Origin of the sequence: Streptococcus mitis (genome assembly GCF_002005545.1) — a bacterium.
Lineage (GTDB): Bacteria > Bacillota > Bacilli > Lactobacillales > Streptococcaceae > Streptococcus > Streptococcus mitis_I.
This window is the reverse complement of the sequence record NZ_LBMT01000001.1, coordinates 560,588-577,367: the sequence shown is the minus strand read 5'-3', so window position 1 is coordinate 577,367 and position 16,780 is coordinate 560,588. Positions and strand designations below refer to the sequence as shown.

Genomic DNA, 16,780 nt, shown 5'->3' with positions numbered 1-16,780 from the left:
AGCACATCTATCTAGGCTTAATAGACAGGCTACGCAGTACAATACGTAAGGTTGTTAGATTATGTAAGATAGAGAGATTTGAAGGACTGAGCCAATTAAACAAGCCAAAGCCAATCAAACTACTATTTACGACAACGGTATCTTGAATATTCTTCTTAATGAGTGTTTGCAAAGATGATGATAGCGAATCCAACTCTTGGAAGAAATCCAAGCGATTATCTAACAATAAGATATCGCTCATCTGCTTAGAAATATCTGCACTCTCATTCATCACCACACCGATATCTGATAGGGTTAGAGCCGCTGAGTCATTCAATCCATCTCCAACCATCAAAATAGTGTGACCTGCTTTCTGCAGTTCCTCTACTAGCTCAAATTTCCCATCAGGTTTCAAGTCTGTATAGACCTGATCAAAGGGCAAATCCTTGACTAATTCCTCTGTTCTAACCAAGGTGTCCCCTGTTGCCAGAATCAATTTTTTCCCTTGTGCCTTAAGTTTCTCCAAGGCTGCTTTTGCTTCTTTTCTCAAAGGAGTATGGATGCAGAACATTCCAATCAATTCATTCTGATAAGCCAAGAACAAGAGATTGTAGTGACTCTTGTACTCTTCAATTAAAGCATTTTGTTCTGAACTGATATGAATCTGCTCATCCTGCATCAAAACATAATTCCCAATAAAAACTGGTTGCCCATCTATATGAGATTTGATCCCCTTGCTTGCAATATATTGGAGTTTCCCATGCATTTCCTCATGTTCAATCCCCTCTATCTCAGCTTGCTTGACGATGGCATTAGCAATAGGATGATAAATGTGTTCCTCAAGACAGGCACTGATTCTGAGAATATCTTCCTCACTATAGTCCCCAAAAGGTAACACCTTTTCAACTATAGGATAACTAGTTGTGATTGTTCCTGTCTTATCAAACAAGAAAGTATCAACTTCCAGATATTTCTCCAGAACATCTCCATCCTTAATTACCATTTCACGATTCAACCCCTCCTTGATAGCTGCCAAATAAGCTACAGGAGTAGAGATTTTCAAAGCGCAGGAGAAATCGACTAATAGAAAAGAAATAGCCTTAGAAAAAGAGCCTGTTAATAGGTAAGTCAACCCCGCCCCCAAGAAATTATATTTGACGACCTTGTCCGCCATCTTGATGAAATAGCGTTGTTTCGTTTTCTTGTTTTCTTCAGATTTCTTCATTAACTCAATCAGTTGTAAAATCCGGCTGTTCATCTGATTATCGGTTACACGAATGCGCAACTCTCCAGTTTCTAATACTGTATTTGCACAAACCAAATCAGACTCTCTTTTTTCAACTGGAAAACTCTCTCCCGTCAAGGAACTTTCGTTGACCATACCTAAACCTGAAACTACTTGTCCATCAAACAGAATTTCATTTCCTTGAGATAGGACCAAAACATCTCCTATTTGAACATCGGAACTCTTGATACTAACAATCGTATCCCCCTGTACTAAGAATACGTCGCTCTCTTTTGCAAGAAGGCTTTGTTCTAAATCTGTTGCCGTTTTTTTCAAGGACCACTGATCTAAATGATTCCCCAAATCAAGCATAAACATGATATTGCTAGCCGTCTTGGATTGGTTCATAAACAAGGACAATAAAATCGCCGAACAGTCCAAGACCTCCATCGTTAGTTCCTTACGCGCTAGTGTTTGATAGGCTTCTCTAATATAACCCAAAGCCTGATAACAAGTCCATATATAACGAATAGGATACGGCACAAAACTACGAAAAAGTATACGCTTAATCGCTGCACCTGAAACAATAGAATAAGCACTCTCTTCTCTACGAATGGGAAGAGTCATCAACTCAGAAACTTTCCCTTTATCAATTCTTTTTAAAAAGGCTTCTGCATTATCTAATACAGAAAAGCCTTCTTTTATGCGTAGAGTAAAGTGCTGTTGATCCATGTAAAACTGGATAGACTCAATCCCCTTTTCATCTCTCGCCAAGGAACGAAGATAGTCTTGAATATCCAAGGTGAGTGAAAAAGAAGATGATAGTCGGATATGTTGGTATCCTCTATGTAGCACTTTAAAAGACATATTATTCTCCTATAAGGCTATCTAATTGCTCTTCTTTTTTCTCTTGCTCGTACAAATATTTGGCATCTTGCAAGACATCGTCTCCATGTTGCTTCACGACAGAAACAGATGCATCTAGCCCGTCTTTCAACTTGTAAGCCTTAGCCAAAGCTTTAGAATAACCTTTTTTAGCTTCCTTACTTGCCAAGATTTTCAAACCAAGGGTACCAAATGCGACACCACCCAAAAAGAGTGATGATTTTTTCGCAACTTTTGCAACGGTTAGTACTTCTTTTAACATACTTATTTCCTCCTTATCATTATTATATAGCAATTTAGATATAAAAGCAATTTCATTCTATAAATTGGAGTATTAGTTTTATTTCTACTGAATCTCCCATCTACTTACTCCTAAAGTTGCTTTCATTTGCCTCTTTTGATACACTTAAACTATGAATACAAATCTCAAACCTAAACTCCAGCGTTTTGCTTCTGCGACTGCCTTTGCCTGTCCTATCTGCCAAGAAAATCTGACTCTGGTAGAGAGCAGTCTCAAATGCAACAATCGCCATTCTTTTGACTTGGCTAAATTTGGCTATGTCAATCTGGCACCTCAAATTAAGCAATCTGCCAACTACGACAAGGAAAATTTTCAAAACCGCCAACAAATCCTAGAAGCCGGCTTTTACCAAGCTATCTTAGAGGCCATCTCTGATTTACTTTCAAACTCAAAAAATGCCAAAACAATTTTAGATATCGGTTGTGGCGAAGGTTTCTATTCTCGTAAGCTCCAAGAAAGTCACTCTGAAAAAACTTTCTATGCCTTTGACATCTCCAAAGATTCAGTCCAAATCGCTGCCAAGAGCGAACCCAACTGGGCAGTCAATTGGTTCGTTGGCGACCTGGCTCGTCTCCCTATAAAAGACGCTAGCATGGATATCCTGCTTGATATCTTTTCACCTGCCAACTATGGAGAATTTCGTCGCGTTTTATCCAAAGACGGTATCTTGATCAAGGTCATCCCAACCGAAAATCACCTCAAGGAAATCCGTCAGAAGGTACAAAACCAGCTGACAAAGAAGGATTATTCTAATCAAGATATCAAGGAGCATTTCCAGGGACACTTTACCATCCTATCTAACCAAACGGCCTCTCTGACTAAGACTATCACACCAGATCAGCTCCAAGCCCTACTCAGTATGACTCCTCTCCTCTTTCATATCGACCAGAGCAAGATTGACTGGAGCCAACTGACAGAGATTACCATTGAGGCTGAGATTCTGGTTGGGAAAGCATTCTAAACTAGACTTCCCAAAGGTAGACAACTTACCGAAAATCTTCAATATTACAAAAACGCATAAGAACAGGTACTCACAAAAACCTTAATCTTATGCGTTTTATTATAGTTTCCATACATATTAAGTGGAAATATTTGAAATCAGTTCTCTTAATAACCATTGAATACCATATAGTACATTTACCCCAAATATGATATAGGCCGTATAAATCAAGTATTTCGATTTCTCCCGCCTCAAAGAATAGATCTTGTACAAAATAGATAAATTTAAAATAATGAATAACAGAGACAAAATCTTCCCTCCAAAATCAATCATAAAAGTAGGCAGTCAAGCATAGTTCTAATCTTTATTTTCGATTCGAAATAACAAACTTATCAATGAACAGTAAGTGATATAAGGCCAGTACCAACCCCCACAAGCTACCACGAAAAGAGATTTCTTGATGATTGAGAGGAAACAAATCATGGTTACCTATATAGAGGCAGGTCAAAATGATAAATAAAATCCAAAATAAATCAGTCCATCTATATTTTGAAAAATATTTTTTCCACATAAAAACACCTTCTTTCCTATAATCATATTATAATACTTTATGTAAGCGAATACAAGGAATACGAGGTAATCAACTAAGAAGAAACATGAGGTTGAAGACAGTAAAAACCAGTATTTAAATCCTTCACTGTATCTAGGATTTCCCTATTTTTAGACAAGATTGACCCAAATCCACAGCATTCAAAAAAGCGAATTTCAATCGAAACTCGCTTTTTTACAAAATGTATTAGTATAAATTTGTATCTTAGTTCAAGTGCCAGATATCTTCGTTATACTGAGCGATTGTACGGTCAGATGAGAAGAATCCTGCTTTAGAAATGTTAACGATAACTTTATCCAACCATGCGTCACGGTCTTCGTAGTCAGCCAACATTTGCTCTTTGACTTTGATGTAATCTTCTAAGTCAAGAAGAGTCATGAACCAGTCTTTGTTAATCAATTCATTGTAAAGACGTTCCAAACGCTCTTTGTTTCCAGCTGCAAGAACTGCATCGCTAACGATGAAATCAACCAATGGTTTGATAGCTTTACGAGCGTAGAATTCGCTTGATTTGTAAGCTGCTTTTGCGTAAAGATCGATAACAGTTTCTGAATCTTCACCAAAGATGTAGATGTTTTCGTCACCAACCAACTCAGCGATTTCCACGTTAGCTCCGTCCATAGTACCAAGAGTCAAAGCTCCGTTCAACATGAATTTCATGTTACCAGTACCTGAAGCTTCTTTAGAAGCAAGTGAGATTTGTTCTGAGATGTCACATGCTGGGATAAGGAAGCTTGCTGCAGTAACGTTGTAGTTTTCAACCATAACTACTTGCAAGTGTGGAGCTACTGCTGGATCGTTAGCAATCACTTCTGACATACAAAGGATCAAGTGGATGATGTCTTGAGCGATTGTGTAGGCTGGAGCTGCTTTACCACCAAAGAAGATTGTGATTGGGCGAGCAGGGATGTTCCCAGCTTTGATGTCAAGGTATTTGTGGATCACGTACAAAGCGTTCATTTGTTGGCGTTTGTACTCGTGAAGACGTTTGATTTGGATATCAAAGATAGAGTTTGGATTGATTTCCACACCTTGGTGTTCTTTCAAGTGACGAGCCAATTTACGTTTGTTGTGAGCCTTGATACTTTCCAATTTTTCTTTGACAGCTGCTTTGTCTTCATAAGACAAAAGTTTTTCAAGCTCATCTGCTTCATGGTGCCAACCTTCTCCAATAATCTCATCCAAGTAGTGAGATAGTCTTGGGTTAGCATGCATGAGCCAACGACGGAAAGTGATACCGTTTGTTTTGTTGTTGAATTTTTCTGGGTAAAGGTCGTAGAAGGCTTTCAATTCAGAGTTCTTCAAGATTTCAGTGTGGAGTGCTGCTACCCCGTTAACACTGTATCCGTAGTGGATATCCATGTGAGCCATGTGAACACGTCCGCTCTCATCGATGATTTGAACAGCTGGATCTTTGTATTCTGCTTTCACGCGACGGTCCAATTCTTCGATGATTGGAACCAAGTGAGGAACCACTTCTTGCAAGAATTCAAGAGGCCATTTTTCAAGGGCTTCAGCAAGGATTGTGTGGTTAGTATAGGCAGTCATGCTACGAACGATTGAGATTGCTTCGTCAAGTTCGATACCACGAGCAGTCAAAAGACGGATCAATTCAGGAATAACCATTGATGGGTGAGTATCGTTGATTTGTACAACTGCGTAATCAGCAAGGTCATGCAAGTTGCTTCCTTTTTCGATTGCTTCGTCGATAATCAATTGCGCACCGTTTGAAACCATGAAGTATTGTTGGAAGATACGGAGCAATTCACCTTGACGGTCACTATCATCTGGGTAAAGGAAGAGAGTCAAGTTGCGAGCGATATCTGTCTTGTCAAAGTTGATACCATCTTTAATAATAGAAGAATCAACTGAATCCAAGTCAAACAAACGCAAGCGATTTTTAGTTGCTGTTTCATAACCAGTAACATCAATATCGTAAAGAGTTGATGTCAAAGTAAAGTCTGCAAATGGTACTTGGTAGCTACGGCTTGAACGAACCAACCAGTTTTGCTCTGTCAACCATGCATTTGGAATTGTTTCTTGTTGGTTGTTTTTAAGAACTTGTTGGAAAAGACCAAAGTGGTAGTTAAGACCAACACCGTCACCGTTCAAACCAAGAGTCGCAATTGAGTCGATAAAGCAGGCAGCCAAACGTCCCAAACCACCATTACCAAGAGATGGTTCCAATTCAACTTCTTCAACTTCGATCAAGTCTTTACCTGCAGCAGCAAGTTCTTTTTTGACATCGTCGTAAAGACCAAGGTTGATCAAGTTGTTTGACAAGAGTTTACCAATCAAGAACTCAGCTGAGATATAGTAAACTTTCTTTTTACCAGTGTTGACTGGTTTTTGGCTGCTTGCAAGCTTGCTGTAGTTAAGAAGAGCAAGGTAAAGCTCTTCATTGCTACATTCTGCAATGGTTTTATTGTAACGATTTTGTACAAATTCTTGTAGTGATAACATGTTTAAGGTGTCTCCTGATATTGTATTATTTCTTTAATTCTACCAAATTTTCATTAATTCGTCGATAGATTGTTGTCAAGTCAAGTAAGCCTTCCTCGACGGCTGGTGTCAATTGATCTTCAGTCATACGCCAAGACCAGTTTCCACCAAGGGTAGATGGGAAGTTCATACGAGCTGTCTCATCCAATTCTAGCAAATCTTGCATAGTTGCAATTGCCATGAAGCTAACTGATGAAAAGACTGTACGAAGCATAGCGTGTGGAACTGTTTCGTATTCTTTACGGTTAGTATAGCGAGCCATGTACTCACGAGTCGCATCATCAATCTCGTTACGGTACCAACCAAGGACCGTGTTGTTATCGTGTGTTCCTGTGTACATAACTGAGTTAGCAGGTGCCAAGTGTGGGCTATCGATACTTTCGTCTTCTGGATTGAAAGCAAATTGAAGAATCTTCATTCCTGGGAAGCCAGTACGTTCACGCAACTCAATAACTTCATCTGTCATGAAGCCAAGGTCTTCTGCGATGATGTTTAGCTCACCAAGTTCTTCCTTAACGGCTGCAAAAAGCTTGTAGCCCGGACCTTTCACCCACTCACCAGGTGCTGCTGTATCGGAACCAGCAGGGATTTCCCAGTAAGATTCGAAACCACGGAAGTGGTCGATACGAACGATATCGTAGATTTTGAAGCTTTCACGCAAGCGTTCAATCCACCATTTGTATCCGTCTTTATCCATTGCTTCCCAGTCATAGATTGGGTTCCCCCAAAGCTGACCAGTTGCAGAAAACTCATCGGGTGGGCATCCTGCGATACAAGTTGCCTTACCGTTGACATCTGTCTTGAAGAGATGTGGATTTGCCCACATATCGCTTGAATCTTCCGCTACGTAGATTGGCATGTCCCCAACGATTTCGATGTGGTTGTCGTTAGCGTAAGCTTTCAATTTCAACCATTGTTGGAAGAAGAAGTACTGAGTCACACGGTGGTAAACCAACTTGTCTGCCAATTGCTCACGATAGTTTTCAAGTGCTGAAGCTTTACGAGCACGAGCATCAGCATCTGGCCATTCAGTCCAAGCAAGATTTTCAAAATGCTCTTTGATAGCCATATACTCAGCAAAGAGCTCAAGCCATGATTGGTTGTCTTGAGCAAATTTCTCAAAATCTTTAACATCTCCGACTTCAAAGAAACGTTTCACCGCTTTTTCTAAAAGAGGACGACGTGCATAGTAAATCTTAGCATAATCAACTTCAGACGCATCGCTACCAAAGTCAACTCCTTCAAGGTCACTTGCTTCCAATAAACCTTGTTCCACCAAGATATCTAAATCGATAAAATGAGTATTCCCTGCGAAGGCTGAGAAAGATTGGTAAGGAGAGTCTCCGTAACTAGTTGTTCCTAGTGGAAGGATTTGCCAGTAACGTTGTTTTGTGCGAACCAAGAAATCAACGAAGTCGTAAGCACTTTGACCAAATGATCCGATTCCGTAGGCTCCTGGGAGAGAAGAGATGTGCATCAACACACCACTTTGACGTTTTTTCATAAACAACACCTCGTGTATTTGTAGTTTAATTTTTCATTTTTGGGCGCAAACGTTTGCGTTAATATAAGTATACTTCATTTTTGGAATAATTGCAAGCGGTTTTAAAAAAACTTTTTGATTATTTTTTAAAAAAACTTGTCCTTATTTATGTATACATATACATTTTTTCTTTTCTATTTGCAAAATCTTCTTCAACTACAAATAGAAGGGGCAACTTAGTCTACTTTTGGTCTAGAGCAATTTATTTTTTGTTCAAAATTTAGGCAATCGTTTCCCTAAATAATTTCAGTAAAATCGTGAAAATATATTTTCTGACTTTTCTTCTATTATAAATAAATAAAACGCTTACCATTCCCGTGAAATTTTTTTAAAATTTTTACAAAAAACACTTGCAACCGTTTTCTATTTGTGCTATACTAGTCCCATAAAGGAAAACGTTTGCGTTTCCTCATTATAAAATTTGTTATTCTTTAGGAGGAATACACTATGTCATCTAAATTCATGAAGAGCACTGCTGTGCTTGGAACTGTTACACTTGCTAGCTTGCTTTTGGTAGCTTGCGGAAGCAAAACTGCTGATAAGCCTGCTGATTCTGGTTCATCTGAAGCAAAAGAACTCACTGTATATGTAGACGAGGGATATAAGAGCTATATTGAAGAGGTTGCTAAAGCTTATGAAAAAGAAGCTGGAGTAAAAATCACTCTTAAAACTGGTGATGCTCTAGGAGGTCTTGATAAACTTTCTCTTGACAACCAATCTGGTAATGTCCCTGATATTATGATGGCTCCATACGACCGTGTAGGTAGCCTTGGTTCTGACGGACAACTTTCAGAAGTGAAATTGAGCGATGGTGCTAAAACAGACGACACAACTAAATCTCTTGTAACAGCTGCTAATGGTAAAGTTTACGGTGCTCCTGCCGTTATCGAGTCACTTGTTATGTACTACAACAAAGACTTGATAAAAGAAGCTCCAAAAACTTTTGCTGACTTAGAAAACCTTGCTAAAGATAGCAAATATGCCTTCGCTGGAGAAGATGGAAAAACTTCTGCTTTCCTAGCTGACTGGACAAACTTCTACTATGCATACGGACTTCTTGCTGGTAACGGCGCTTACGTATTCGGTCAAAACGGTAAAGACGCTAAAGACATCGGTCTTGCCAACGACGGCGCTATCAAAGGTATAGAGTACGCTAAATCTTGGTATGAAAAATGGCCTAAAGGTATGCAAGATACTGAAGGTGCTGGTAACTTAATCCAAACTCATTTCCAAGAAGGTAAAACAGCCGCTATCATCGACGGACCTTGGAAAGCTCAAGCCTTCAAAGATGCTAAAGTAAACTACGGTGTTGCGACTATCCCAACTCTTCCAAACGGAAAAGAATATGCTGCATTTGGTGGTGGTAAAGCTTGGGTCATCCCTCAAGCCACTAAGAACCTTGAAGCTTCTCAAAAATTTGTAGACTTCCTTGTTTCAACTGAACAACAAAAAGTATTATACGATAAGACTAACGAAATCCCAGCTAACACTGAGGCTCGTTCATACGCTGAAGGTAAAAACGATGAGTTGACAACTGCTGTTATCAAACAGTTCAAGAACGCTCAACCAATGCCAAACATCTCTCAAATGTCTGCGGTTTGGGATCCAGCGAAAAATATGCTCTTTGATGCTGTAAGTGGCAAGAAAGATGCTAAAACAGCAGCTAACGATGCTGTAACATTGATCAAAGAAACAATCAAACAAAAATTTGGTGAATAAGAAATTTGTTCAAGGGGGGTGGAAATCAAATCCCCCTTTGAATTTATCAACGAAAACACAAATAGTTTAGGTTTTATCTAGAAACCAGTATCCTATGAAAGGAGTTATTATGGAAAAGCAACAACCTAGTAAAGCAGCCCTGCTGTCTATCATTCCTGGGTTAGGACAGATTTACAATAAACAAAAAGCCAAAGGTTTTATCTTCCTTGGTGTAACCCTTGTATTTGTCCTCTACTTCCTAGCACTTGCAGCCCCTGAATTGAGCAATCTCATCACTCTTGGTGACAAACCAGGTCGTGACAATTCCCTCTTTATGTTGATTCGCGGTGCCTTCCATTTAATCTTTGTAGTTGTTTATGTACTCTTTTATTTCGCAAATATCAAAGATGCACATACAACTGCCAAACACATTAACAATGGCATACCAGTAGCACTTACCTTTAAAGAAATGGTCAAAGGAATCTATGAAAATGGCTTCCCTTACCTCTTGATTATTCCATCTTATGTTGCCATGACTTTTGCGATTATCTTCCCAGTTATCGTAACCTTGATGATCGCCTTTACCAACTACGACTTCCAACACTTGCCACCAAACAAATTGTTGGACTGGGTTGGTTTGACCAACTTTACGAACATCTGGAGTTTGAGTACCTTCCGTTCTGCCTTCGGTTCCGTTCTTTCTTGGACTATCATCTGGGCTTTGGCTGCCTCAACTTTACAAATCGTAATCGGTATCTTCACAGCTATCATTGCTAACCAACCATTTATCAAAGGAAAACGTATCTTTGGTGTTATTTTCCTTCTTCCTTGGGCTGTCCCAGCCTTCATCACTATCTTGACATTCTCAAATATGTTTAATGATAGTGTCGGTGCTATCAACACTCAAGTCTTGCCAATCTTGGCTAAATTCCTTCCTTTCCTTGATGGTGCTCTTATTCCTTGGAAAACAGATCCAACTTGGACAAAGGTTGCCTTGATTATGATGCAAGGTTGGCTTGGATTCCCATACATCTACGTTTTGACTTTAGGTATCTTACAATCTATCCCTAACGACCTTTACGAAGCAGCTTATATTGACGGTGCCAATGCTTGGCAAAAATTCCGCAACATCACTTTCCCAATGATCTTGGCCGTTGCGGCACCTACTTTGATCAGCCAATACACTTTCAACTTTAACAACTTCTCTATCATGTACCTCTTCAATGGTGGAGGACCTGGTAGTGTCGGAGGTGGAGCTGGTTCAACCGATATCTTGATCTCATGGATCTACCGTTTGACAACAGGTACATCTCCTCAATACTCAATGGCGGCAGCTGTTACCTTGATTATCTCTATCATTGTCATCTCAATCTCTATGATCGCATTCAAGAAACTACACGCATTTGATATGGAGGACGTCTAAGATGAATAACTCAATTAAACTCAAACGTAGACTGACTCAAACCCTTACTTACCTCTACTTAATTGGCCTATCAATCGTGATTATCTATCCACTTTTGATTACCATCATGTCAGCCTTTAAAGCAGGTAACGTCTCAGCCTTTAAACTAGATACTAATATCGACCTCAATTTTGATAACTTTAAAGGCCTCTTCACTGAAACCTTGTACGGTACTTGGTACCTCAACACTTTGATTATCGCCTTAATTACTATGGCTGTTCAAACAAGTATTATCGTACTTGCTGGTTATGCTTACAGCCGTTACAACTTCTTGGCTCGTAAACAAAGTTTGGTCTTCTTCTTGATTATCCAAATGGTGCCAACCATGGCCGCTTTGACAGCCTTCTTCGTTATGGCACTTATGTTGAACGCCCTTAACCACAGCTGGTTCCTCATCTTCCTCTACGTTGGTGGTGGTATCCCGATGAATGCTTGGCTCATGAAGGGCTACTTCGATACAGTGCCAATGTCTCTAGACGAATCTGCAAAACTAGACGGTGCAGGACACTTCCGCCGCTTCTGGCAAATTGTTCTTCCACTTGTTCGCCCAATGGTTGCCGTACAAGCTCTCTGGGCCTTCATGGGACCTTTTGGAGACTATATCCTCTCTAGTTTCTTGCTTCGTGAGAAAGAATACTTTACTGTTGCCGTAGGTCTCCAAACCTTCGTTAGCAATGTGAAAAACTTGAAGATTGCCTACTTCTCAGCAGGTGCTATCCTCATTGCCCTTCCAATCTGTATTCTCTTCTTCTTCCTACAAAAGAACTTTGTTTCAGGACTTACAAGTGGTGGCGACAAGGGATAATATATCCCCGCCACCCTTTTTCATTTTATACTCTTCGAAAACCTCTTCAAACCACGTCAGCTTCACCTTGCCGTAGTACGGTTACTGACTTCGTCAGTTCTATCCACAACCTCAAAACAGTGTTTTGAACAACCTGCGGCTAGCTTCCTAGTTTGCTCTTTGATTTTCATTGAGTATTAGCGATTGCTACTGTAAATAATATTCTTGCAACAAGCAATTTTTCTCCTAGACTTGAAATAAAGCGCATTTCTCTATATAATAATACTCATATAGAAAACACCTTTTAGAAAGATACCTATGCTTCCATATCCATTTTCCTATTTTTCAAGTATTTGGGGATTTCGTAAGCCCCTGTCCAAACGTTTCGGACTCAACTGGTTTCAACTTCTCTTTACCAGTATCTTCCTTATCAGCTTGTCTATGGTACCCATTGCCATTCAAAACAGCTCTCAGGAGACTTATCCGCTAGAAACCTTTATCGATAATGTCTATGAACCATTGACAGATGAGGTTGTCCAGGATCTCTCTGAGCATGCTGCAATTGTTGATGGTAAATTAACTTATACAGGAACAGCTAGTCAAGCCCCTTCTCTTTTAATCGGTCCAAGTCAAAGCAAGGAATTGCCTAAGGACTTGCAACTGCATTTCGATACGAATGAGCTAGTCATCAGTAAGGAAGGTAAGGAACTGACCCGCATTTCTTACCGAGCCATTCAGACCGAGAGTTTCAAAAGCAAAGACAGCTTGACCCAAGCGATTTCTAAAGACTGGTACCAACAAAATCGTGTCTATATCAGTCTCTTCCTAGTTCTCGGTGCAAGCTTCCTCTTTGGTTTGAATTTCTTTATCGTCTCTCTAGGAGCTAGTCTTCTCCTTTATATCACTAAGAAATCACGCCTCTTTTCATTTAGGACCTTTAAAGAGTGCTACCATTTTATCTTGAACTGTTTAGGATTGCCGACTCTGATTACGCTTATTTTGGGATTGTTTGGCCAAAATATGTCAAACCTCATCACTATACAAAACATTCTTTTTGTCCTTTATCTGGTCACTATCTTTTATAAAACGCATTTCCGTGATCCAGATTACCATAAATAGGAGATTTTTATGCCCGTTACGATTAAAGATGTGGCCAAGGCTGCTGGTGTTTCGCCTTCAACCGTAACCCGTGTTATTCAAAATAAATCAACCATTAGCGACGAAACTAAAAAACGCGTTCGCAAGGCTATGAAGGAACTCAATTACCACCCCAACCTCAATGCTCGCAGTTTGGTAAGCAGTTATACGCAAGTTATCGGCTTAGTTCTTCCTGATGATTCAGATGCCTTCTACCAGAATCCTTTCTTTCCATCAGTCCTACGCGGCATCTCTCAAGTCGCATCTGAAAACCACTATGCCATTCAGATAGCAACAGGGAAAGATGAGAAGGAGCGTCTTACTGCCATCTCACAAATGGTCTATGGTAAACGTGTAGACGGTTTAATTTTCCTTTATGCCGAAGAGGAAGATCCTTTAGTCAAACTGGTGGCTGATGAGCAGTTCCCCTTCCTCATCCTCGGAAAATCTCTGTCCCCCTTCATTCCACTTGTCGATAATGACAACGTTCAAGCTGGCTTTGATGCGACTGAATATTTCATCAAAAAAGGCTGCAAACGAATTGCCTTTATTGGAGGGACTAAGAGACTCTTCGTAACACAAGACCGTTTAACAGGCTATGAGTCAGCACTCAAACAGTACCAACTGCCTCTTGATAGTAACTTGACCTATTTTGCGAACGAATTCCTAGAAGAAAAAGGTTATCAATTCAGTAAGCGTTTGTTTAAACACGATCCTATGATTGATGCTATCATCACAACTGATAGCCTCCTAGCTGAAGGGGTCTGTGACTACATCGCTAAGCACCAGCTAGATGTCCCTGTTCTCAGCTTCGACTCAGTCAATCCCAAGCTCAACTTGGCAGCCTATGTCGATATCAATAGCCTAGAACTTGGTCAAACATCATTTGAAACGATTCTTCAGATTATCAACGACGCTAAGAGCAATAAACAAATTTGTTACCGTCAGTTAATCGCCCACAAAATTATCGAAAAATAAAAACCAGCTCGCGCTGGTTTTTTTAGTCACTAATTTTCTGTTTCAACGAATCGTCCCAGAATATGAACATTCTCCGATACAGAGACAAAGGCGCCTGGGTCCACCTGTTTCATAATCTGTTTAAATTCATTAAACTCTGCACGTGTAATGACAGTAATTAAAACTGCCTTTCTCTCGTGATTATAGGTTCCTTCTGCATCGTGGATCATGGTTGCTCCGCGGTGCAATTTTTTATGGATTTTCTCAATTACTTTATCTGGATGATTGGTCACAATCATAGCCTGCATCCGTTTTTGCTTGGTAAAGACAGCGTCTGTCACACGGCTAGAGACAAAGATGGTAATCATAGAGTAGAGAGCGTATTTCCAACCAAAGGTCAAACCTGCTATCAGCATGATGGTCCCATTTACCAAGAAAGAAATACTACCGACATTCTTACCTGTTTTCTTGCGAATGGTCAGACTGACAATATCCGTCCCACCACTGGAGATATTGTTGCGAAGAGCAAAACCAATCCCCAAGCCCATGACAACACCCCCAAAAAGGGCATTGATAATGGGATCCTCCGTCAAGGTCGCCACAGGGACAAACTGGATAAAGAAGGAACTCATAGATACCGTGATAAAGGTAAAGACGGTGAACTTATGGCCAATCTGATACCAAGCCAAGACCATCAAAGGAAAATTAATGGCATAGAAGGTCAGCGAAATCGGAATATGAAAACCAAACCAGTGATTACTCAAGGCAGAGATAATCTGTGCCAGACCTGTCGCACCACTCGAATACACATGACCTGGTTGGAAAAAGAAATTGACCGCTACTGCTGATAAAAAACCATAGACCAGAGAAGCCGAAATCTTCTCATCGTATTTTTCACGAGAGATGCTTTGTAAGACACGTAAAATTTTTATCTGATGAGCAAAGCGGCGCAGATAATAGCGCCACCGCTTAATTCGTTTTGCTTGTTTCATCTTCTTCTACTTGTAAGCTGAGTTCCTCTAGTTGTTTGAGAGCTACTGTTGAAGGAGCTTGTGTCATTGGGTCACTTGCCTTGTTGTTCTTAGGAAAGGCAATGACTTCACGGATATTTTCTTCTCCTGCTAAGAGCATGACAAATCGGTCAAGCCCGATAGCCAAGCCACCGTGTGGTGGGAAACCATAGTCCATGGCTTCAAGAAGGAAGCCAAACTGGTCATTTGCTTCTTCAGCTGAGAAACCAAGAGCCTTAAACATACGTTCTTGAAGGTCTTTTTGGTTGATACGAAGGCTACCACCACCAAGCTCATAACCGTTCAAGACAATATCGTAAGCAATGGCACGAACCTTAGCCAAATCACCTTCTAATTCGTGAGCTGTTTCTTCCTGTGGAAGGGTGAACGGATGGTGGGCGCTCATGTAGCGACCTTCTTCTTCAGACCATTCAAACATTGGCCAATCAACCACCCAAAGGAAGTTGAATTTATCATTGTCAATCAAACCAAGCTCTTTGGCAATACGTCCACGAAGGGCACCAAGAGTTGCATTGGCCACTTCAAGCGTATCCGCCACAAAGAGAACGAGGTCCTTATCTTCAAGTGCAAGCGCTGTTGTCAATTCTGCTTGGATGCCTGTCAAGAACTTGGCAACTGGTCCGTTTAGTTCTCCATCAACTACCTTGACCCAAGCAAGACCTTTGGCACCGTACTGTTTGGCTACTTCCGTCATCTTGTCGATGTCTTTACGTGAATAGTTGTCCGCAGCGCCTTTGACCACAATGGCTTTTACAGCAGGTGCTTCTGAAAAGACTTTAAAGTCTACACCTTTGACCACTTCTGTCAAGTCCTGAAGCAACATGTCAAAACGAGTATCTGGCTTGTCAGAACCGTAAAGAGCCATAGCGTCATCGTATTTCATACGAGGGAATGGAAGAGTTACCTCAATTCCTTTTGTTTCCTTCATCACGCGCGCAATCAAGCCTTCTGTGATATCTTGGATTTCTTGCTCAGTAAGGAAGGACGTTTCCAAGTCGACCTGAGTAAACTCAGGCTGGCGGTCACCACGCAAGTCCTCGTCACGGAAACATTTAACAATTTGGTAGTAACGGTCAAAACCAGCATTCATCAAGAGCTGTTTCGTGATTTGTGGACTTTGAGGAAGAGCGTAAAAATGCCCTTTATTAACACGAGACGGCACCAAATAGTCACGCGCCCCTTCAGGAGTTGACTTAGAAAGGAATGGTGTCTCCACGTCGATAAACTCCAACTCATCCAAGTAGTTGTGGATAGAGTGGGTCACCTTAGCACGAAGTTTAAGATTTTCCAACATTTCTGGACGACGCAGGTCAAGGTAACGGTAACGCAAACGTGTATCGTCATTGGCCTCAATGCCATCTTTAATCTCAAATGGTGTTGTTTTAGCTGTATTAAGCACTGTCAGAGTTGTCACGTTTAACTCAACTGCACCAGTTGGCAACTTATCATTGGCTTGCTCACGCGCAGCGACCTGTCCAGTCACCTCGATAACAAATTCGCTACGAAGGCTTTCAGCTGTTGCCATAACCTCTGCAGATACTTTTTCAGGATTGATAACCAACTGCATGATTCCTTCACGGTCACGAAGATCGATAAAGATTAAACCACCAAGGTCACGACGACGGCCAACCCATCCTTTCAAGGTCATTTCTTGTCCGATGTGTTCCTCACGAACACGACCAGCATACATACTACGTTTCATGTTTTCTCTCCTCTTTTATTCTGT

The 16,780-nt window shown here is 40.6% G+C and carries 13 protein-coding genes; 6 read left to right on the top strand and 7 right to left on the bottom strand.

What is annotated here, in order from left to right; translation table 11 throughout:
* Positions 1-7 precede the first annotated feature (7 nt).
* Positions 8-2,071 (bottom strand): heavy metal translocating P-type ATPase, encoded by a 2,064-nt coding sequence (locus tag QS39_RS02885; protein ID WP_077804584.1) that lies wholly within the window; start codon positions 2,069-2,071, stop codon positions 8-10.
* 1 nt (position 2,072) lies between these two features.
* A complete protein-coding gene (locus QS39_RS02880) occupies positions 2,073-2,351 on the bottom strand; it encodes a DUF6110 family protein (RefSeq protein ID WP_000910910.1) in 279 nt (92 codons plus the stop codon).
* A 151-nt stretch (positions 2,352-2,502) separates the two neighbouring features.
* Between QS39_RS02880 and QS39_RS02875 the strand changes: the two genes are divergently transcribed.
* A complete protein-coding gene (locus QS39_RS02875) occupies positions 2,503-3,351 on the top strand; it encodes a putative RNA methyltransferase (protein WP_077804583.1) in 849 nt (282 codons plus the stop codon).
* A 343-nt stretch (positions 3,352-3,694) separates the two neighbouring features.
* Here QS39_RS02875 and QS39_RS11495 read toward each other — a convergent pair whose 3' ends face one another.
* From QS39_RS11495 to malQ, 3 genes are all read right to left on the bottom strand, one after another.
* Positions 3,695-3,901: a hypothetical protein gene (locus QS39_RS11495; protein ID WP_077804582.1), complete on the bottom strand. Its 207-nt coding sequence runs from the start codon at positions 3,899-3,901 to the stop codon at positions 3,695-3,697.
* A gap of 243 nt (positions 3,902-4,144) precedes the next feature.
* Complete coding sequence (gene glgP, locus QS39_RS02865) at positions 4,145-6,403, bottom strand: glycogen/starch/alpha-glucan family phosphorylase (RefSeq protein ID WP_000950155.1); 2,259 nt, start codon at positions 6,401-6,403, stop codon at positions 4,145-4,147.
* Positions 6,404-6,428: 25 nt separating this feature from the next.
* Complete coding sequence (malQ, locus tag QS39_RS02860) at positions 6,429-7,946, bottom strand: 4-alpha-glucanotransferase (RefSeq protein ID WP_077804581.1); 1,518 nt, start codon at positions 7,944-7,946, stop codon at positions 6,429-6,431.
* Positions 7,947-8,432: 486 nt separating this feature from the next.
* Here malQ and QS39_RS02855 point away from each other — a divergent pair, with 486 nt between their 5' ends.
* The 5 genes from QS39_RS02855 (at position 8,433) to QS39_RS02830 (ending at position 14,044) form a co-directional block, all read left to right on the top strand.
* Positions 8,433-9,704 carry a maltodextrin ABC transporter substrate-binding protein gene (locus tag QS39_RS02855; RefSeq protein WP_077804580.1) on the top strand — a complete coding sequence of 424 codons (1,272 nt, stop codon included), beginning with the start codon at positions 8,433-8,435 and terminating at the stop codon, positions 9,702-9,704.
* Between the two features lie 109 nt (positions 9,705-9,813).
* On the top strand, positions 9,814-11,106 hold the full coding sequence (locus QS39_RS02850) for a carbohydrate ABC transporter permease (protein ID WP_180374989.1): 1,293 nt from the start codon (positions 9,814-9,816) through the stop codon (positions 11,104-11,106).
* 1 nt (position 11,107) lies between these two features.
* Positions 11,108-11,950 carry a sugar ABC transporter permease gene (locus QS39_RS02845; protein ID WP_001065647.1) on the top strand — a complete coding sequence of 281 codons (843 nt, stop codon included), beginning with the start codon at positions 11,108-11,110 and terminating at the stop codon, positions 11,948-11,950.
* 297 nt (positions 11,951-12,247) lie between these two features.
* Entirely contained in the window at positions 12,248-13,048 is an 801-nt protein-coding gene (locus tag QS39_RS02835; protein ID WP_077804578.1) for a DUF1189 domain-containing protein, read from the top strand.
* A gap of 9 nt (positions 13,049-13,057) precedes the next feature.
* Positions 13,058-14,044 (top strand): LacI family DNA-binding transcriptional regulator, encoded by a 987-nt coding sequence (locus QS39_RS02830; protein WP_033675771.1) that lies wholly within the window; start codon positions 13,058-13,060, stop codon positions 14,042-14,044.
* A gap of 29 nt (positions 14,045-14,073) precedes the next feature.
* Here the strand turns inward: QS39_RS02830 and QS39_RS02825 are convergent, their stop codons facing one another.
* Together QS39_RS02825 and aspS are read right to left on the bottom strand one after the other, a co-directional pair.
* Positions 14,074-15,015 carry a YitT family protein gene (locus QS39_RS02825; RefSeq protein WP_000806276.1) on the bottom strand — a complete coding sequence of 314 codons (942 nt, stop codon included), beginning with the start codon at positions 15,013-15,015 and terminating at the stop codon, positions 14,074-14,076.
* The gene (gene aspS / locus QS39_RS02820) at positions 14,993-16,756 is read right to left on the bottom strand and encodes an aspartate--tRNA ligase (protein WP_077804577.1); all 1,764 of its coding nucleotides are present in this window, start codon (positions 16,754-16,756) and stop codon (positions 14,993-14,995) included. The genes QS39_RS02825 and aspS overlap by 23 nt, the downstream gene beginning before the upstream one ends.
* Between the last annotated feature and the right edge of the window lie 24 nt (positions 16,757-16,780).